This window comes from Methylobacterium sp. Leaf125 (assembly GCF_001423085.1).
GTDB lineage: Bacteria > Pseudomonadota > Alphaproteobacteria > Rhizobiales > Beijerinckiaceae > Methylobacterium.
The window spans coordinates 17908-35704 of the sequence record NZ_LMNU01000009.1 but is presented as its reverse complement, the minus strand read 5'-3'; the positions used below and the strand labels follow the sequence as shown (position 1 = coordinate 35704).

The following is a 17797-nucleotide window of genomic DNA, read 5'->3' as shown; positions in this document are numbered from 1 at the left end:
GGCGGCAAGCGCTCAGTTCACGCGCTTCCAGGTCTGGCTCTTACAGAACACGCTCATCACGCAGCCCGAGACCTCGACGATGTCCGGCCCCTTGATCGTCAGGGTGCCGGCGTAGGTTTTGCCGTCGTTGGGATTGTAGAGCGTGCCCTCGTAGCCGCTCGCGCCGGCGGTGCGGGTGTTCATGATCTGCACGCCGACGAGGCTGCGGGAGCGCAGGGACGGGTCAGGGTTCTTCGCGTCGAGCCCCGGGCCCGCGACGCTCGCCAGCGTCCCGCAATAGCCGTTGCCGCAGCGGCTGATCCGCACCTTCGAAACCCCGGTCTCCGTCAGCCAAAGCCCGGTGGCGTCCCGCCCCTGCTGGGCCGAGGCCGCGCCGCCCAGCACAAGCGCGATCGCCCATCCGCAGCCTGCGCTCCGCAACACCCGTCCGGTGATCGCCATGTGGGAAGTCCTTGCCCTTCGCGTTGATCGGGCGAGGGGCATAGCCTGCGCCTTCCGCACTGGCCAGACCTTCGGTCGGCCGTGGCGGCAGCGCCGCCTCAGGGACGGGCCAGGGACGGCGGCGGCGCCGCCTCGGGGACGGGCCAGGACGGCGGCGGCGCCGCCTCGGGGACGGGCCAGGACGGCGCCGGCGCCGCCTTAGGGACGGACCAGGACGGCGGCGCTGCCGCCTCAGGGACGGGCCAGGACGGCGCCGGTATAGATCTCGCCGACCTCACAGAGAGGCTGTCCATCCGCCCGCAGCAGGAGCGCCTCGATCGCGAAGAGCGGCTCGGCAAGCCCGGCGGTGTCCGGACGGTCCCCCGCAGGCAGGAGGCGCAGGGACAGGTTGCGGCGCGTGGGCGACAGGTCGTGCACGACGCGGCCGAAGGGCACCTCGCTGGTCTGCAGCAACCGGTTCATCGCGGGCGTCAGGCGCGATGGGACGTACCAGTTCTCCGCCTCCGACAGCACGAGAGCGCCGCAGGTCAGGCGGACCCGGCGGTAGCGCACCAGCGCGTCGCGCGGCACGGCGAGGCGCTCCCGCTGCGCCGGGCTCGCCGGACGCTCCGGTGCCGCGACGGGGTGCGCGATGAGGCCTGGTGCCTGGGCGAGCCCTCGGGCGCGGCACCAAGCCTCCAGAACCGCCGTGGCACTCGGCCCGGCCCGGAGGCGGTCACACAGGTCTCCGAGGAGGGTCGCCGCAGCAGGGGTCGGGCCCGGGTCGCCGGGGAGGGACGTCGCCATGAACACCGAACCACGTCCAATTCACCCGCACCGCGCACCGTCGTGGCCGCTGCACGGGCGCGCACCGCACCGCCATACGCAGCACGTGCGGAAAGGTCTACGTCGATGTCGGGGCACGTCGCGGGGAAGACGTCGCGGGGAAGTTTGGTGGAGCCTAACGGGATCGAACCGATGACCTCTTCCATGCCATGGAAGCGCTCTCCCAGCTGAGCTAAGGCCCCACTCTCAACACCCGGGTTTCTGGATCCCCCGAGGTGGTCGTCCGCACCGGAGAGGCCTGAGCCGCACCGGCGATGGCGGTGGCATACTGGGATCGGGCCGCCGCCTCAACCCCTATTTCGCGGCCCCGGCGATTTCCTCACCGATCGTGAGGCATTCGCCGTGCAGGGACCAAACGCACGAAACCGCGCGACGCGGATGCATCGAGCGGTGGCGGCAATGCGCGGGATCGTCGTCTGAGAGAGAGTTGGTGGAGCCTAACGGGATCGAACCGATGACCTCTTCCATGCCATGGAAGCGCTCTCCCAGCTGAGCTAAGGCCCCACTCTCAACACACCGGACATCTGGAAATCCCGGTGTGGTCTTCGTCGGCGGGCGCGTCGCCCGCCGCCGATAGCGGTCATGTACTGGGGCTTGTCCGCGGCCTCAACCCCCTTTGTGCCCCGCCGGCAAACTTTTTTGCCGGCGGGCGGAGGCGGCGTGCGCGCGTCAGCTTTCCTCGTCGTTCTCGATATCGCCGTCGATCAGGTCGGCCACGTCGTCGTCACCGGTGTCCTCTTCCTCGAGGAAGGTGTCATCCGTATCGTCGTTGCTGTCGCCGTCGACGTCCTCGGTCGTCGTGTCCGCGTCATCCTCGGCGGCTTCGACCTCGTCGAGGGACACGATCTCCGGACCGCCCTTCTCGGCGTCCGTATCCTCGTCGTCATCCGCCGGAACGGCGCTGGCACGGGCCGCGAGGGCCGGGGCGGCGCGGCTCGACGCTGCCGCGACCTGATAGATCGTTCCGCATTTCGGGCAGGTCGGCGGATCGTTGTCGAGGTCGTAGAACTTGGCGCCGCAGCTCATGCATTGACGCTTCAAGCCGAGTTCCGGTCTGGCCACGGGCGAACCTCTAGTACGTGCGATCTTTTGGGAGAGGCGCCCCGTTAGTCGCGTGGGACGCTCCTGTCAAATTCTCTTGCGGATTGCGTAGGTTCTGCGCCCGTATTCGGCCGTCCACGGGCGTTTTCGAGGCCGGACCGCCCGGGATGCACGCCCATCGGATGACGGCAGCGGCGACGCATGTTAACCGGCGCCCTGATCGGTGCGCCTGCCCAGCCCGCAGGCGCTCCTGCGCCCAGCCGAAAAGTCGACGCCCGTGTCCCATGATTCCCCGCCACACCCCCTGACCGCTCATGCGGGCCTGCCCCTCCAGGGCAGCCTGCGGCCTCCGGGGGACAAGTCCATCTCGCACCGCGCGATGATTCTCGGATTGCTCAGCATCGGCGAGACCAACGTCGAGGGCCTACTCGAGGGCGATGACGTCCTGCGCACCGCGGCCGCCGCCAAGGCCCTCGGGGCCGACGTGGAGCGGGTGGGCGAGGGGCGCTGGCGCCTGCGCGGCGTCGGGATCGGCGGTCTCAGCGATCCCGAGGATGTGCTCGATTTCGGCAATGCCGGAACCGGCTCGCGCCTGATGATGGGCGTCGTCGGCGGCCAGCCCGTCACCGCGACCTTCGATGGCGATGCCTCCCTGCGCAAGCGGCCGATGCGCCGCATCCTGGATCCGCTGGTGCGGATGGGGACCGAGGTGGTGAGCGAGGAGGCGGGGGGCCGCGTGCCCCTGACCCTGCGCGGCCCCCGCGAGGCGATCCCCATCACCTACGAGACGCCCGTGGCCTCGGCGCAGATCAAGTCGGCGGTGCTGCTGGCCGCCCTGAACGCCCCGGGGACCACGACGGTGATCGAGGCGGCGGCCACCCGCGACCACACCGAGCGGATGCTGCGCCTGTTCGGCGCCGAGGTCACGGTGACGCCGCACGGCCCCGACGGACACGGGCGGACGATCACGCTCACGGGACAGCCCACGCTGCGGGGCACCAAGGTGGTCGTGCCGGCCGATCCCTCGTCAGCGGCCTTCCCCCTGGTCGCGGCGCTGATCGTCCCGGGCTCCGAGGTGACGCTGGAAGGCGTCATGATGAACCCCCTGCGGATCGGTCTCATCACCACCCTGATCGAGATGGGCGCCGAGATCGAGCGCCTGCGCGAGCGGGAGGAGGGCGGTGAGACCGTCGCCGACCTGCGCGTGCGGGCAAGCCGCCTCAAGGGCGTCGACGTCCCCCCGGAACGCGCGCCGGCGATGATCGACGAGTACCCGGTGCTCGCCGTGGCGGCCGCCTTCGCGGAGGGCACCACGCGGATGCGCGGCCTGCACGAGCTACGGGTGAAGGAATCCGACCGTCTCGCGGCGGTGGCGGACGGCCTCAGCGCCAACGGCGTCGCCTACGTCGTCGAGGGCGACGATCTCGTGGTCCACGGCACCGGCGAACCGGCGCGGGGCGGCGGCACGGTGGCAACCCATCTCGATCACCGGATCGCCATGGCGTTCCTGGTCATGGGCCTCGCCACCCGGGAGCCGGTCACGGTCGATGACGGCGCGATGATCGCCACGAGCTTCCCGAGCTTCCTGCCGACAATGCAGGACCTCGGCGGCCGGATTGAGGGCTGAGCGCGATGCCGATGGTGATCGCGATCGACGGACCCGCCGCCTCGGGCAAGGGCACACTCGCCAAGCGCCTGGCCGCCCATTACGGCCTGCCGCACCTCGATACCGGCCTGCTCTACCGGGCGGTCGCCCTGACGGTGATCGATGCGGGGCGCAGCCTCGACGATCATCAGGCCGCCGCGCGGGCCGCCTCCAGCCTGATCGCGGACCGACTCGCCGATCCGCGCCTGCGCGAGCGCGCCATGGGCGAGGCAGCCTCGCGCATCTCGGCGGTTCCCGCGGTGCGGGCCGCGCTCCTGGCGTGGCAGCAGCGCTTTGCCGGCGACGCCAGCGGCGCGGTGCTGGATGGACGCGATATCGGGACCGTGGTCTGCCCCAACGCCCAGGTGAAGCTCTTCATCACGGCTGCTCCCGAGGAACGCGCCCGGCGCCGGCACCTCGAATTGCTGCGCCGCGGGGAAGCCGCGAGTCTGGGAGCCATTCTCGACGATATCGTCGCGCGCGACGCACGGGATGCGCAGCGTTCCACGGCGCCCCTGAAGGCGGCGACCGATGCCGTCATTCTCGACACCACGGACCTCGATGCCGACGCGGCCTTCGCGGCCGCCCGCGCCATCGTCGATCGTGCCCGCCCGCACTAGGACGGTCCGGGCCGCGGTTCGCCCCGGCCTCGCCGGTCGAGGACAACCAACGCCTCGCCGGAGCCTGTCCGGCGAGGCGTGACGTCGATCAGGCGCGCTGGTCGATCGGGGTGTATTCGCGCTTGTCGGGGCCGATGTAGAGCTGACGCGGCCGGCCGATCTTCTGCGACGGGTCCTCGATCATCTCGGCCCACTGGGCGATCCAGCCGGTGGTGCGGGCCAGGGCGAACAGCACCGTGAACATCGATGTCGGGAAGCCCATCGCCTTCAGGGTGATGCCGGAGTAGAAATCGATGTTCGGATACAGCTTCTTCTCGATGAAGTAGTCGTCCTTGAGGGCGATCTGCTCCAGCTGCACCGCGACCTCGAGCAGCGGGTCGTCCTTGATCCCGAGCTGGCCCAGCACCTCGTGGGTGGTCTTCTGCATGATGCGCGCGCGCGGATCGTAGTTCTTGTAGACGCGGTGGCCGAAACCCATCAGGCGGAAGGGATCGTTCTTGTCCTTCGCCTTGGCCACGTACTTGGCCACGTTCTCCGGGTGCCCGATCTCCTCGAGCATCTTCAGGGCCGCTTCGTTGGCCCCACCATGGGCGGGTCCCCAGAGGCAGGCGATACCGGCCGCGATGCAGGCGAAGGGATTGGCACCCGAGGAGCCCGCGAGACGCACGGTCGAGGTCGAGGCGTTCTGCTCGTGATCGGCGTGTAGGATGAAGATCCGATCCAACGCGCGGGCGAAGATCGGATTGACCTTGAACTCCTCGCACGGAACCGCGAAGCACATCCGCAGGAAATTGGAGGTGTAGTCGAGGTCGTTCTTCGGATACACGAAGGGCTGACCGATCGAATACTTGTAGGCCATCGCCGCCAGGGTGGGCATCTTGGCGATCATCCGCATCGACGCGACCATGCGCTGCTGGTCGTCCGAGATGTCGGTGGAGTCGTGATAGAAGGCCGAGAGGGCACCGACGCAGGCGACCATGATCGCCATCGGGTGCGCGTCGCGGCGAAACCCCTGGAAGAACCGGTTCATCTGATCATGCACCATCGTGTGGCGCGTGATCCGGTAGTCGAAATCCGCCTTCTGGGACGGGGTCGGCAGCTCGCCGAACAGCATCAGGTAGCAGGTTTCGAGGAAGTCACCGTGCTCGGCGATCTGTTCGATGGGGTAGCCCCGATAGAGGAGAATGCCCGCATCGCCGTCGATGTAGGTGATCTTCGACTCGCAGGAGGCGGTAGAGGTGAAGCCGGGATCGAAGGTGAACTTGCCCGTCTTCGCGTAGAGCTTGCCGATATCGATCACGTCCGGCCCGATGGTGCCGGTCTTGATCGGAAGTTCGACGTGGTTGTCGCCCACGGTGATCGTGCTGGAGGCGCTCATGGAGACCTGGACCCTTTCGTGGCAGCGGGGCGGCGTCGGCCCGCGTGGCGATGCAATCGACCACCCGGGTCCGGGGTGCAAAGGCAGCGCATGCTGCACTTGCTCACACGAGCATGGGGGTAGCGGATCGGCGGACCGTCATCAACCGACGGCCCGGCTCACCTCGACGTCGAAGCGAGATCCGGGCCGATTTGTCATTCTTCCCCTCCAAACGCGAAAACGAACCGCCCCATGGGTGCCGTGCGCGTGTCAGTCGATCCGGTCGCGCAGCCGGCCGAGACATTCCTCCCGGCCGAGCACGGCCATCACGTCGAAGACCGGCGGCGAGGTGGCCCGGCCGGTGAGCGCCGCCCGGAGAGGCTGCGCGATCTGGCCAAGCTTAAGGCCATTCGCCTCGGCAAACTGCCGGACCGCGCCCTCGGTGGCGGCGGCGGTCCAGTCGGGCAACGCCGCGAGGGCCGGCAAGAGGGCGGCCAGGCGCGTCCGGGCCTCGTCGCCGAGCAAGCCCTTCGCTTTCTCGTCGGGCACCAGGGGTCGGGCCGCGGTGAGATAGTACGCGCTGTCCAGCAGCTCGACGAGGGTCTTGGCCCGCTCCTTCAGGCCCGGCATCGCGGCGGTGAGGGTCTCGCGCAGGGCCGGGCTCATGGGCACCGCGATTCCCCGGGCCGGACCGAGCGCCGGCAACACGTCGTCGATGGCCGCGACGAGGTCTGCATCGGCCGCGCCGCGGATGTAGAGGCCGTTGAGGTTCTCCAGCTTGGCGAAGTCGAAGCGCGCCGGCGATCGCCCGATGGCCTTCAGGTCGAAGGCGGCGATCATCTCCTCGGTGGAGAACACCTCCTGGTCCCCGTGGCTCCAGCCCAGGCGTACGAGGTAGTTGCGCAGGGCGCTCGGCAGGTAGCCGAGGTCGCGGTAGGCGTCGACGCCGAGGGCGCCGTGGCGCTTCGACAGCTTGGCGCCGTCCGCACCGTGGATCAGCGGGATATGCGCCATGGCGGGCGCCTCCCAGCCGAGGGCATCGTAGATCTGGCGCTGGCGCGCCGCGTTAGTGAGGTGGTCGTCGCCGCGGATCACCTGGGTGACGCCCATGTCGTGGTCGTCCACCACGACGGCGAGCATGTAGGTCGGGTTGCCGTCCGAACGCAGCAGGACGAGGTCGTCGAGATCCTTGTTCTGCCAGACGACCCGTCCCTGGACGCCGTCCTCCACCACGGTCTCGCCGCTGGTCGGCGCGCGCAGGCGAATCACGGGCTTCACGCCGGCGGGCGCCTCGGACGGGTCGCGGTCGCGCCAGCGGCCGTCGTAGCGCAGGGGACGCCCCTCCGCCCGTGCGGCCTCGCGCATCGCCGTCAGTTCCTCGGGCGTCGCGTAGCAGCGATAGGCGTTCCCGGAGGCCAGCAGGCCCTCGGCGGCTTCGCGGTGACGGGCGGCCCGGGCGTATTGGTAGATGACATCGCCGTCCCAATCGAGCCCGAGCCAGCGCATACCGTCCAGGATCGCGTCGATGGCGCCCTGCGTCGAGCGCTCACGATCGGTGTCCTCGATGCGCAGCAGCATGCGGCCGCCGAAACGGCGGGCATAGAGCCAGTTGAACAGGGCCGTGCGAGCCCCGCCGATGTGGAGGTAGCCCGTTGGCGAGGGCGCGAAACGCGTGACGACGGCTGACGACATCAATCTGGACTTGAATGGCTCGTGATACGGGCGAGAAGCGGATCGACCGGCCCGGAACCGCGCGTGTAGCATGCGCGCGGGCACGCGTTAAGAAATCGTCCTGTTCCTAAGATCGCAGGGCGCCTCGCCCGCTTTCGGTCCGGGACGCACGCCCGGAGGTTTTCGCGATGGCGCAGGCGCGTGCGGCGGCGGCGATGGGGCGCATCACGCGCCACCTCGCGGCGCGTCGACCGGGCGCCGGGCTGATCCTGGACTGGTTCCGCGCGGGCTGGCGCCGGGAGATCGAGCAGCGTCGGTTGTTCCCCTGGCTCGCCGTCGCGTTCGGAGACGGCATCCTCGTGTACTTTCTCGGGACACAGGGGACACCGTCGCTCCTGGCGCCCCTCGCAGCCGCAGCGCTGCTCGCCGCGACGACGCCGTTCCTCGTCGCGCGCCCGTTCGGTCTGGCCCTGGTGCTCGCCGCGATGGCCGCGCTCCTCGGCTTCGCCGCCGCCGCGGCACGGGTCCGCTGGGTCGACGGGCCGATCCTCGCCCGCACCACGATCGGTCCGCTGGTGGGCACCATCGAAGGCTTGGACGAGCGGGAGCAGGGGGCACGCCTGATCATCCGCGTCGAGAGTTTCGGCACCCTCGGCGCCCAGGTCCGCCCGGTCCGGGTGCGCGTGTCCTATCGCAAGGCGAACACCCTGAAGCCGGGCGACCGCATCGCCGCGACCGCACGCCTGCTTCCGCCGCCGGAGGCCGCCCGTCCCGGAGGCTACGACTTCGCCCGGGATGCCTTCTTCCGTGAGATCGGCGCGGTGGGCTCCCTCGTCGGCAAGGTCGCGTTGCGGCCGTCAGCCGAGCCGGCGGACTGGCAGGTTCGCCTCGCTGCGGCCGTGGATGCGGCCCGAAACGCCCTGACGCGCCGTATCACCGACGCCAACGGAGGCCAGGCCGGGGCGGTGGCCGCGGCCCTGGTGACGGGCAAGCGCGGCCTGATCAGCCCGGAGACCAACGACATCCTCCGCGCCGCCGGCATCTACCACGTCGTGTCGATCTCGGGCCTCCACATGGTCCTGGCGGCCGGCGTGGTGTTCTGGCTGGTGCGGGCACTCCTGGCCGTCGTTCCGTTCGCGGCTTTGCACTGGCCGATCAAGAAGATCGCCGCCGCCGTCGCCATGGTGGGCGTCACGGCCTACTGCGTCTTCTCCGGCTGGGACATCGCCGCCGAGCGTTCGCTGATCATGACCCTCGTGATGCTCGGCGCGATCCTGGTCGACCGCCCGGCGCTCAGCATGCGCAACCTGGCCATCGCCGCCCTGATCGCCCTGGCCCGCGAGCCGGACGGCCTCCTCGGCCCGAGCTTCCAGATGTCGTTCGGGGCGGTCGCCGGCCTGATCGCCTGCGCGCCGCTGATCGCGGGACGCGCGCTGCAGCGCGATGGGGCCGGCCCGCTCCCCCGGATCTTCGCCCTGGTGACCACCGCGGTCATCGGCACCCTGGCGACGACCCTCGTGGCCCAGATCGCCACCGCGCCCTTCGCCACCTATCACTTTCAGACGGTGCAGCCCTTCGGGCTGGTGGGCAATGCGCTCACCCTGCCGCTGGTCTCCCTGGCGGTGATGCCGTCGGCGGTTCTCGGGATCCTGGCCTATCCGTTCGCACTGGATCAGCCGGTCTGGTGGGCGATGGGCCTCGCGGTGCGGGGGATGCTCGCCATCTCCACCTGGATTGCGGGCTTCGGACACGCCGTCGTGGTGGTCCCGGCCTTCGGCACGGGCGCCCTCGGCCTTCTGGCAGTGGCCCTGATCGTCCTGACACTTCCGGCCTCTTCGCTGCGCTGGCTCGGCCTCATCCCCGCAGCGATCGGCCTGGCCTGTGCCGCCGCCCCGGACCGCTACGACATCTACATCGATCGTGAGGGGACAGGCGCAGCCGTCCGCGAGCGCAACGGGCGCCTCGCCACCCTTGGACGGCCGCCCCCCTTCGTGCTGGCGCAATGGCTCAAGGCCGATGGCGACGATCGAAGGGTGCAGGAGATCACGGGGTATCAGGGCTCACGCTGCGATGGCCTGGGTTGTACCCTCACGACGCCGGACGGCCGCGTGCTCGCCTTGATCACCGACAAGCGCGCCCTCGGGGAGGACTGCGCCCGGGCCACGATCTTGATCACCCGGCAATCCGCACCCGCAGGCTGTGCCGCGCCGATCGTCGTCGACCGGGATTTCCTGGGATCGCACGGCGCAACCGCCATCCGCCTCACCCGCGATGGGCCGACCCTCGTCACCGCGAAGCATCCCGGCGACGTCGTGCCATGGCGTGCAACCCCGTCACCGCCGTCGTCGGAACAGACGGGACCACGCCCGCAACCGTCGCCACCGTCGGCGACGGCTCTACCGGAAATCCCCGAGCGTACCGACGATCCGTTGGATCCTGCCGGTGAACAACCGAACGGAGAAATCCCTCAGTAGCGGCGCACGAGGCTGACGAGCCGTCCCTGGATCTGCACCCGATCCGGGCCGAGGACCCGCGTCTCATAGGCCGGGTTCGCCGCTTCCAGGGCGATGGACGAGCCGCGCCGGCGCAGGCGCTTCAGCGTGGCTTCCTCGTCGTCGATGAGCGCCACGATGATGTCGCCCGTATTGGCCGTATCCTGCTTGCGGATCACGACCAGGTCGCCGTCGAGGATGCCGGCATCGACCATCGAATCACCGCGCACCTCCAGGGCGTAATGCTCGCCACCGGCCAGGAAATCGGGTGACATCGTCACCGAATGGCTCTGTTCCTGGATGGCCGAGATGGGCGTACCCGCCGCGATCCGACCCATCACCGGGATGGTCACCGCCCGACCGCTCTCGTCGGTGGCTTGCGTGGTCGGCAGGCGGGACACCGATGCGCCGGCCGGCAGGCCCTTGCCTTTCCCGCCTTCGACCACGCTCGGCGTGAAGCGTCGAACCTCGGGGGCCGGTGCGGTGCGCGGGGCGCCCGCGTTCCCGCCGAGGCTCTCCGGCATCCGGATCACCTCGATCGCCCGCGCCCGGTTGGGCAGCCGGCGCAGAAAGCCGCGCTCCTCGAGGGCCGTGATCAGGCGGTGAATGCCCGACTTCGACTTCAGGTCGAGAGCGTCCTTCATCTCGTCGAACGACGGGGGAACGCCGCTCTCGCGCATCCGGAGCTGGATGAACTGGAGCAGGTCCAGCTGCTTACGCGTCAACATGCGGGGCACTCTTCGTTAGGGCCACGGATCGCGGCGGGTGGCACCAGAAACAAACCACGAACACGTTAAACGTTCCGTAAGTGTTCTGCAAGGGTTCCTGTCTAGAGGCCCCTTGCCCAACCCAATGGCGCGATGGGGCTTGTGGAACGCGGTGTTGAGTTCGACAGCAACGCCTCGGGTCAGTTGAGCGCCTGTGTCTCCGCAGATGCCGGCTTCGGCTAGCGCTGCCCGGTGCCTCCCGTCTTGGGCCGATCGCCGGGCCCGTGACCGCCCGTCTCGGTCGGGTCGCGGGGATCGTGCCAGAAGGTATCGAACAGGCGCTGCATCGCGCGGGCGTTCTCCTGTTGTACCTCCAGGCCCGTCTGAAACATCTGCTGCATCATGTCGAAGGGCGCTTCCGCGGAGGACGTGTCCGGCGCGGCCGGTTCGGGCCGGGGCGAGGCCGCGAGCCGCGCCGGACGCGGCCGGACCTGAGGCGCGGGCGCCGCGGGCTCCGGGGCACTGCCGCCGGATTTCAGGAACGCCTGCATCATCTCCGACCAGGCATTGGGCGGGAAGCCGAAAGGGTTCGCCTCGGCGCGCGGCGCCGGCGCTGCGGCGGGCGCCTGGTTGATCATGACGTGGACGATCCCCGCCACCACCATGCCCGCCATGATCGGCAGCATCTGCTTCAGGGCCGGCATCGCGACGCCGCTGACGGTGGCGGCCTGTTGCAGAACCGCCTGGCTCAGGTGGGGCGAGCCGAAGAGTTGCTGGACCAGCATGTCCATCTGGGGCGTGGCGCTCGACGCCTTCGACGCGGCAGGCCCAACGAGGTTGAAGAGGTGCGCGAAGCCGGTCGGATCCTGGGCGACGTTCCGCTGCAGCCCCATCGTCAGGGCCGGGAGCAGGGCTTGCATCGCGCGCAGGCTCTGCTCCGGCGACAAGCCGAACTGCCGTCCGAAACCCTGCGCGCTGGCGCCCCCCTGCGCCTGAAGGAGATCGAACACATTAAACATGGCGGCCTCGCGGACGGACAACGGCTTTCCCGGTCATCGACCCGGGCGCGCCCCGCGAAGTCTGTCGCATCCGGTCAGCACTGACCAGCCCGGGCGCCTCACCACGGCCTGATTCCCCGCCGACGGGAACCTGCATCAACCTGTTTCTCACCCCGGACCTGCGATGCGCTTCCCTTCGCCCCTGATCGAGGCGCGCCTGGTGCGGCGCTACAAGCGCTTTCTCGCCGATCTGCAGCTTGTCGATGGATCCCTGATCACGGCCCATTGTCCCAATCCGGGGGCGATGCTGGGACTTGCCGTGCCGGGCGCGCGCGCCCTGCTGTCCGACGTCCGCAGCCCGACGCGCAAGCTGCCCTTCTCATGGGAATTGGTGGACGCGGACCTGCCCGGCGGCCGGCAATGGGTCGGGATCAACACGATGCGGCCGAACGCCCTGGTGGCGGAGGCCTTCGCCGCCGGCGGCCTGCCGTCCCTCGCCGGCTACACGAACCTGCGCCCCGAAGTCCGCTACGCCCAAGCCAGCCGCGTCGATTTCCTCGCCACGGGGGAGGGGGTGCCCCCCTGCCATGTCGAGGTGAAGAACTGCCACCTGATGCGCCGGCCCGGCCTCGCGGAATTCCCGGATTGCGTTGCCGCCCGCAGCGCCCGTCACATGATGGACCTCGCGGCCGTCGTCGAGGCCGGGGGACGGGCCATGGTCATCATCGTGGTGCAGATGTGGGCGGATCGCTTCGACGCCGCCCGGGACCTCGATCCCGCCTTCGACCGGGCGCTTCGGACGGCTCGGGCCGCCGGCGTCGTGGTGCACGCCCATCGCTGCCGCATCGACCCTGCCGGGATCACCGTGGCGGATGCCATTCCGGTGCTCTAGGGCGCGCCTCCTGGGAGGACCGATCGGCCCCCTCAGTCGGCCCGCTCGAAGATCAGGTTGAGGCGGGTCCGGGCGATCCGGCGATAGCCGTGCTGCTCGAGCAAGGCGGGCAGGTCGATCTGCCACTGGTCGGTGCCGTTCTCGACGATCAGCAGTCGCGGGTGGAGGCTTGCGGGCGCGGCGCGCAGGAAGGGTTCGAGGATCAGGTCCTCCGCGCCCTCGACATCGAGCTTCATCGCGTCGATGCGGGTGATGCCCTCTCCGCGAGCGAGATCGAGCAGGGGCACGGCGGGCACGCGGATCTGCGCGCCCTCGTTCGTCCCGACGATCTTCAAGCTGGATTCGCCTCGGTTGCGCGGGTCGACGAACAGGGTGAGTTCGCCGGCCTTGTCGGCGACCGCGCAGGCCACCGCCTTGACCGTCCCGAACGGGTTCTGACCGATGTTGTAGGTCAGGCGGTCGAACACGTCCGGCTGCGGCTCGACGGCGAGGATGCGGGCGCGCGGCCCCGCGAAGGCCGCCACGAACAGCGCGTAGGCGCCGATATTCGCGCCGATATCCAGGAAGGTGCAGCCGGGCTGCAGCTTCGCCCGGAGGAGTTCGCGCTCCTCCGGATCGAAGAACTGCGGCGTGAAGAGCACCTTCTTCTCGCAGTTGTTGTTGTAGGGATAGAGCCGCATGCGGGCGCCGTAGCGCTCGACGTCGAGGGGCGCACCGCGCAGCAGCCCGATCGCCACCCGGCGCAGGAACAGGGCGACGCGTCGGCCTGCCCAGCTCGCGTACGAGATCCGGCCCGTCTGCCGAGCGATCCGCGCGACGAGGCCAGTGGGAGCGTAGGTGCCGTAGGGCTGCGTGTCTTTCATCGTGCGTGCTGATGCCAGCGCGCGGGCGCGGCGGCAAGCGACGGTCTCGCGGGCGGACGGCGAAGGGTCACGGGATCCCGAGCCGATCCGCGCGGCAGACGCCTCGGGACCATCGCCGTGGATCGCAGATGCGATCGATCCGTCATGGCACCTGGGAAGCTGGCGCAAATCTTCGCCGCCGCGTTTGGTGGTCAGACCTGTTCCATTGTGGCAACACCGCGACTGAAACCCAGTCCGCTCGGCCTAGTTTGCCCGAAAAATAGGCGTCTGCACAAAGGATAGCTTTGCCGTAACAGGGAACCTTTGAGAACGTCGCTTTAACGCAGATTCTCTCGCAGAGTTCCCATCGCCATGCACCGCTCGCTCCTCGCCCTTTCGGCCGTCCTGATGTCATCGGTCTGCGCCTTTGCGGCCGACATGCCGGCGAAGGTGCTCGCGGTGCCCGCCCCGCCCGCGCCGTGCAAGGCCGAGATCACCTTCCCGGCCTATGGCGGCGTCATCAAGCAGAACCCGAACCCGTCCTGCCTGACGCTCGGCGCCTTCGGCGACATCTATGTCGGCGGTGCGGTGACGGGCTACTTCTACACCCAGCCCAACCAGTACACGTTCTCCCCCGCTCCGCTGCCGAGTGATCGGGCGGGACGCGTGGACGTCTCGAACCTGATGGGCTTCATCCAGAAGGCCGACGGTCCGTTCCAGTTCTACGCCGCCTTCGGCGCCTACTCGATCCCCGGCCTCGGCCTGCCGATCTACGGTACGTTCGACCAGACGGATCTGCTGTATTCCCCCGCGCCGATCGTGTTCGGCAAGTACGTGATCAACGACAACTGGTCGATCCAGGGCGGCCGCATGCCGACCCTCATCGGCTCCGAACTGCCCTTCACCTTCCAGAACCTGAACATCTCGCGCGGCCTTCTCTTCGGCCAGGAGAACGTGATCAACCAGGGCGTGCAGGTGAACTACTCGGATGGTCCGTGGGCCGCCTCGTTCGCCGCGACCGATGGCTTCTATTCCGGCGAGATCAACTGGGTCACGGGTGCGATCACCTACAAGATCGACGCCGCCAACACGGTGGGCATCAACGGCGGCACGCACTTCTCCAGCTACACCAACTTCGACTTCGCAGACCCGTTCGGTCGTCGCGGCCTTCGCTTCCAGTACGCCACGCCGGTCTCGCTGCAGAACAGCAGCATCATCAGCGCCAACTACACCTACGCGGACGGTCCCTGGATCGTGACGCCGTACGTCCAGTACACCAACGTGGAGCAGAACGCCGTCCTCGGTCTCGCCGGGGCCGAAACCATCGGCGGCGCCCTCCTCGCCAGCTACGCCTTCACGGACAATTTCGCTCTCGCGGGCCGCGTCGAGTACATCAGCCAGAGCGGCAATCGCAACAATCCGTTCGGCCAGACCTCGGTGCTCTACGGCGCCGGCAGCTCGGCCTTCTCCTTCACGGTGACCCCGACCTTCACCTTCGATCGCTACTTCGTCCGCGGCGAGTTCTCGACCGTGCAGCTCTACGACGTCACGCCCGGCCTCGGCTTCGGCCGCAGCGGCCTGAAGACTTCGCAGGAGCGCTACATGCTGGAGACCGGCATCACCTTCTGATCCGATCGAAACGATCCGGTTCGACGAAACGCGGCGGCAGGGCACCCTGCCGCCGCTTTCATTTGCGGCCTGCCGTCACCGGGGGGCTTCCGTCCGCGCACGCAGCGGTTCAAGGAGGCGGAACCATGCCCCGACCGATAAGGCCCGAGACCATGCAGCGCTTCGATTCCGACGGTGTTTCCCTCGCCTATATCGACGTCCCGGCCGTCGGCGGGTCGGGCGACCCGGTTCTGCTGATCCACGGCTTCGCCTCGAATCATGCGGTGAACTGGGTCAACACGCTCTGGGTCCGGACCCTGACCCAGGCCGGCTACCGCACGATCGCGCTCGACAACCGGGGCCATGGCGAGAGCCAGAAGCTCTACGACCCGGAGCTCTATGGCGCGGATCTGATGGCCCAGGATGCGCGGCGCCTGCTCGACCATCTCGAAATCCGCAAGGCCGACATCATGGGCTACTCGATGGGCGCGCGCATCGCCGCCTTCCTCGCCCTCGATGCGCCGGAGCGCGTCCGCTCGCTGCTGCTCGGCGGCCTCGGCCTGCACCTCGTGGAGGGCAAGGGCCTGCCGGACGGGATCGCCGAGGCCCTGGAAGCGGAGCCCGGCGCACCGGCCCCGAACCCGACGGCCGCCGCGTTCCGGACCTTTGCCGAGCAGACGAGGAGCGACCTGCGAGCCTTGGCCGCCTGTATGCGCGGTTCGCGCCAGGCCCTGTCGCGCGCCGAAGTCGCCGAGATCAGAGCACCGACCCTGGTGACGACCGGCACCCTCGACACCGTCTCGGGCTCAGGTCCGGCGCTGGCGAGCCTGCTCCCGAACGGCACGGCCCTCGAGCTGCAGAACCGCGACCACAGCACCGCGGTGGGCGACCGCACGCATCGGACCGGCGTCCTCGACTTCCTGGCCAAGCGCCCCTGAGGGCGCAACCCTGCGCCTCAGCTCTTCAGGCGGTAGCCGGTCCGGAAGATCCAGGTCACGCCGGCGAGACACAGGACCAGGAACACCAACGCCATGGTGAGGCTGATTCCGACGCCGACATCCGAGGTGCCGAAGAAGGCCCAGCGGAAGCCACTGATCAGGTAGACCACCGGGTTGGCGAGGCTCACCGCACGCCAGAACGGCGGCAGCATCTCGATGGCGTAGAAGCTGCCCCCGAGGAAGGTCAGCGGCGTCACGATGAGAAGGGGCACGAGCTGCAGCTTCTCGAAACCGTCGGCCCAAAGGCCGATCAGGAAGCCGAACAGGCTGAAGGTGACCGCCGTCAGCAGCAGGAACAGCACCATCACGAAGGGATGCTCGATCCGCAGGGGCACGAACAGGGCGGCGGTGGCCAGGATGATCAGACCGATGAGGATCGACTTCGAAGCGGCCGCGCCGACATAGCCGAGCACGATCTCGAGGGGTGAGACCGGGGCGGACAGAATCTCGTAGATCGTGCCGGCGAAGCGCGGAAAGTAGATGCCGAACGAGGCATTGGCGATGCTCTGCGTCAGGAGCGAGAGCATCATCAGCCCGGGCACGATGAAGGCGCCGTAGGCGACCCCGTCCACCGAGGCGACCCGGGAGCCGATGGCCGCCCCGAAGACCACGAAGTAGAGGGAGGTGGCGATGACCGGCGCCACGATGCTCTGGAGCGCCGTGCGCCAAAAGCGTGCCATCTCGAAGCCGTAGATGGCGCGGACCGCGTACCAGTTCATGCGCGTTCCTTCACGAGGTCGACGAAGATTTCCTCCAGCGAGGACTGGCTGGTCTGGAGGTCGCGGAAGCGGATGCCGGCAGCGGCGAGGTCGGCCAGCAGCGCCGTGATCCCGGTGCGCTCGCCCTTGGTGTCGTAGGTGTAGACCAGATCCTGTCCGCCGGGCTTGAGGTTGAGATCGTGCCGTGCCAGCGCCGGGGGCAGGGCGGCGAGCGGCTCCTGCAGGTTCAGCGTCATCTGCTTCTTCCCGAGCTTGCGCATCAGCTCGGCCTTTTCCTCGACCAGGATGATCTCACCCTTGCGGATGACACCGATGCGATCGGCCATCTCCTCGGCCTCGTCGATGTAGTGCGTGGTCAGGATGATGGTGACGCCCGTGTCGCGCAGCGAGCGCACGAGGCGCCACATGTCGCGGCGCAGTTCCACGTCGACGCCGGCGGTGGGCTCGTCGAGGAAGAGGATGCGGGGCTCATGGCTCAGGGCCTTGGCGATGAGCACCCGCCGCTTCATCCCACCCGACAGGGTCATGATCCGCGCGTCACGCTTCTCCCACAGGGAGAGGTCGCGCAGCACACGCTCGATATGTGCCGGATCCGGCTTGAGGCCGTAGAGACCGCGGCTGAAGCTCGTCGTCGCCCACACCGTCTCGAAGGCGTCGGTGGTGAGCTCCTGCGGGACGAGGCCGATCATGCGACGGGCCTGGCGGTAGTTCTGGGCGATGTCGTGCCCGCCCGCGAGGATACGGCCGGCGCTTGCCGTGACGATGCCGCACACGATGCTGATCAGCGTCGTCTTGCCGGCCCCGTTCGGACCGAGAAGCGCGAAGATCTCGCCCTCGGCGATGTCGAGGTTGATGCCGTCGAGGGCCTTGAGGCCCGACGCATAGACCTTGGACAGGTTCTGGATCGAGATGATCGGCTGCATCGAAACTCCGCTGCGGCA

General features: G+C 68.9%; 16 protein-coding genes and 2 tRNA genes. 6 read left to right on the top strand and 12 right to left on the bottom strand.

All coding sequences use genetic code 11. The annotated features are described in order from the left end of the window. Positions 1 to 12: 12 nt before the first annotated feature. The 5 genes from ASF58_RS10440 to ASF58_RS10420 form a co-directional block, all read right to left on the bottom strand. A complete protein-coding gene (locus ASF58_RS10440) occupies positions 13 to 441 on the bottom strand; it encodes a DUF2147 domain-containing protein (protein ID WP_082512986.1) in 429 nt (142 codons plus the stop codon). A gap of 231 nt (positions 442 to 672) precedes the next feature. After that, on the bottom strand, positions 673 to 1227 hold the full coding sequence (locus ASF58_RS10435; RefSeq protein WP_055951395.1) for a hypothetical protein: 555 nt from the start codon (positions 1225 to 1227) through the stop codon (positions 673 to 675). 145 nt (positions 1228 to 1372) lie between these two features. Next, a tRNA-Ala gene (locus ASF58_RS10430) sits at positions 1373 to 1448 on the bottom strand. Positions 1449 to 1694: 246 nt separating this feature from the next. Further along, positions 1695 to 1770, bottom strand: a tRNA-Ala gene (locus ASF58_RS10425). 165 nt (positions 1771 to 1935) lie between these two features. After that, positions 1936 to 2328 carry a TIGR02300 family protein gene (locus tag ASF58_RS10420; RefSeq protein ID WP_082512985.1) on the bottom strand — a complete coding sequence of 131 codons (393 nt, stop codon included), beginning with the start codon at positions 2326 to 2328 and terminating at the stop codon, positions 1936 to 1938. 256 nt (positions 2329 to 2584) lie between these two features. On the opposite strand from ASF58_RS10420, the gene aroA reads away from it, so the two are divergent. Beyond that, positions 2585 to 3934, top strand: a complete 1350-nt coding sequence (gene aroA / locus ASF58_RS10415; RefSeq protein ID WP_055951263.1) for a 3-phosphoshikimate 1-carboxyvinyltransferase — start codon at positions 2585 to 2587, stop codon at positions 3932 to 3934. A gap of 5 nt (positions 3935 to 3939) precedes the next feature. After that, positions 3940 to 4572 carry a (d)CMP kinase gene (cmk, locus tag ASF58_RS10410; RefSeq protein ID WP_055951259.1) on the top strand — a complete coding sequence of 211 codons (633 nt, stop codon included), beginning with the start codon at positions 3940 to 3942 and terminating at the stop codon, positions 4570 to 4572. Between the two features lie 88 nt (positions 4573 to 4660). Here the strand turns inward: cmk and gltA are convergent, their stop codons facing one another. Together gltA and gltX are read right to left on the bottom strand one after the other, a co-directional pair. Further along, the gene (gene gltA / locus ASF58_RS10405) at positions 4661 to 5950 is read right to left on the bottom strand and encodes a citrate synthase (RefSeq protein WP_055951254.1); all 1290 of its coding nucleotides are present in this window, start codon (positions 5948 to 5950) and stop codon (positions 4661 to 4663) included. 249 nt (positions 5951 to 6199) lie between these two features. Further along, positions 6200 to 7621: a glutamate--tRNA ligase gene (gene gltX / locus ASF58_RS10400; RefSeq protein ID WP_055951251.1), complete on the bottom strand. Its 1422-nt coding sequence runs from the start codon at positions 7619 to 7621 to the stop codon at positions 6200 to 6202. A gap of 167 nt (positions 7622 to 7788) precedes the next feature. Here gltX and ASF58_RS10395 point away from each other — a divergent pair, with 167 nt between their 5' ends. Further along, positions 7789 to 10074 carry a ComEC/Rec2 family competence protein gene (locus ASF58_RS10395; protein WP_082512984.1) on the top strand — a complete coding sequence of 762 codons (2286 nt, stop codon included), beginning with the start codon at positions 7789 to 7791 and terminating at the stop codon, positions 10072 to 10074. Here ASF58_RS10395 and lexA read toward each other — a convergent pair. Then, positions 10068 to 10820, bottom strand: a complete 753-nt coding sequence (gene lexA / locus ASF58_RS10390; protein WP_055951248.1) for a transcriptional repressor LexA — start codon at positions 10818 to 10820, stop codon at positions 10068 to 10070. The genes ASF58_RS10395 and lexA overlap by 7 nt on opposite strands. Positions 10821 to 11038: 218 nt before the next feature. Next, entirely contained in the window at positions 11039 to 11818 is a 780-nt protein-coding gene (locus ASF58_RS10385; protein WP_156375628.1) for a DUF937 domain-containing protein, read from the bottom strand. 163 nt (positions 11819 to 11981) lie between these two features. On the opposite strand from ASF58_RS10385, the gene sfsA reads away from it, so the two are divergent. Further along, positions 11982 to 12689 (top strand): DNA/RNA nuclease SfsA, encoded by a 708-nt coding sequence (sfsA, locus tag ASF58_RS10380; protein WP_055951242.1) that lies wholly within the window; start codon positions 11982 to 11984, stop codon positions 12687 to 12689. Between the two features lie 32 nt (positions 12690 to 12721). Here sfsA and ASF58_RS10375 read toward each other — a convergent pair whose 3' ends face one another. Further along, on the bottom strand, positions 12722 to 13552 hold the full coding sequence (locus tag ASF58_RS10375) for an FkbM family methyltransferase (RefSeq protein ID WP_055951239.1): 831 nt from the start codon (positions 13550 to 13552) through the stop codon (positions 12722 to 12724). A gap of 351 nt (positions 13553 to 13903) precedes the next feature. Between ASF58_RS10375 and ASF58_RS10370 the strand changes: the two genes are divergently transcribed. Further along, complete coding sequence (locus ASF58_RS10370; protein WP_055951236.1) at positions 13904 to 15160, top strand: outer membrane beta-barrel protein; 1257 nt, start codon at positions 13904 to 13906, stop codon at positions 15158 to 15160. 152 nt (positions 15161 to 15312) lie between these two features. Beyond that, a complete protein-coding gene (locus tag ASF58_RS10365; RefSeq protein WP_055951233.1) occupies positions 15313 to 16077 on the top strand; it encodes an alpha/beta fold hydrolase in 765 nt (254 codons plus the stop codon). Between the two features lie 17 nt (positions 16078 to 16094). Here ASF58_RS10365 and ASF58_RS10360 read toward each other — a convergent pair whose 3' ends face one another. Next, a complete protein-coding gene (locus ASF58_RS10360) occupies positions 16095 to 16856 on the bottom strand; it encodes an ABC transporter permease (RefSeq protein ID WP_055951229.1) in 762 nt (253 codons plus the stop codon). Beyond that, entirely contained in the window at positions 16853 to 17779 is a 927-nt protein-coding gene (locus ASF58_RS10355) for an ABC transporter ATP-binding protein (protein ID WP_055951226.1), read from the bottom strand. Before ASF58_RS10355 ends, ASF58_RS10360 begins: the two co-directional genes overlap by 4 nt. Positions 17780 to 17797: the final 18 nt, after the last annotated feature.

Bases quoted from the DNA above. Each gene is read 5' to 3' on its own strand.
- ASF58_RS10440 (WP_082512986.1), bottom strand. From the start codon at position 441: ATGGCGATCACCGGACGGGTGTTGCGGAGCGCAGGCTGCGGATGGGCG.
- ASF58_RS10435 (WP_055951395.1), bottom strand. From the start codon at position 1,227: ATGGCGACGTCCCTCCCCGGCGACCCGGGCCCGACCCCTGCTGCGGCG.
- cmk (WP_055951259.1), top strand. From the start codon at position 3,940: ATGCCGATGGTGATCGCGATCGACGGACCCGCCGCCTCGGGCAAGGGC.
- gltA (WP_055951254.1), bottom strand. From the start codon at position 5,950: ATGAGCGCCTCCAGCACGATCACCGTGGGCGACAACCACGTCGAACTT.
- gltX (WP_055951251.1), bottom strand. From the start codon at position 7,621: ATGTCGTCAGCCGTCGTCACGCGTTTCGCGCCCTCGCCAACGGGCTAC.
- ASF58_RS10395 (WP_082512984.1), top strand. From the start codon at position 7,789: ATGGCGCAGGCGCGTGCGGCGGCGGCGATGGGGCGCATCACGCGCCAC.
- lexA (WP_055951248.1), bottom strand. From the start codon at position 10,820: ATGTTGACGCGTAAGCAGCTGGACCTGCTCCAGTTCATCCAGCTCCGG.
- ASF58_RS10385 (WP_156375628.1), bottom strand. From the start codon at position 11,818: ATGTTTAATGTGTTCGATCTCCTTCAGGCGCAGGGGGGCGCCAGCGCG.
- sfsA (WP_055951242.1), top strand. From the start codon at position 11,982: ATGCGCTTCCCTTCGCCCCTGATCGAGGCGCGCCTGGTGCGGCGCTAC.
- ASF58_RS10375 (WP_055951239.1), bottom strand. From the start codon at position 13,552: ATGAAAGACACGCAGCCCTACGGCACCTACGCTCCCACTGGCCTCGTC.
- ASF58_RS10370 (WP_055951236.1), top strand. From the start codon at position 13,904: ATGCACCGCTCGCTCCTCGCCCTTTCGGCCGTCCTGATGTCATCGGTC.
- ASF58_RS10365 (WP_055951233.1), top strand. From the start codon at position 15,313: ATGCAGCGCTTCGATTCCGACGGTGTTTCCCTCGCCTATATCGACGTC.
- ASF58_RS10360 (WP_055951229.1), bottom strand. From the start codon at position 16,856: ATGAACTGGTACGCGGTCCGCGCCATCTACGGCTTCGAGATGGCACGC.
- ASF58_RS10355 (WP_055951226.1), bottom strand. From the start codon at position 17,779: ATGCAGCCGATCATCTCGATCCAGAACCTGTCCAAGGTCTATGCGTCG.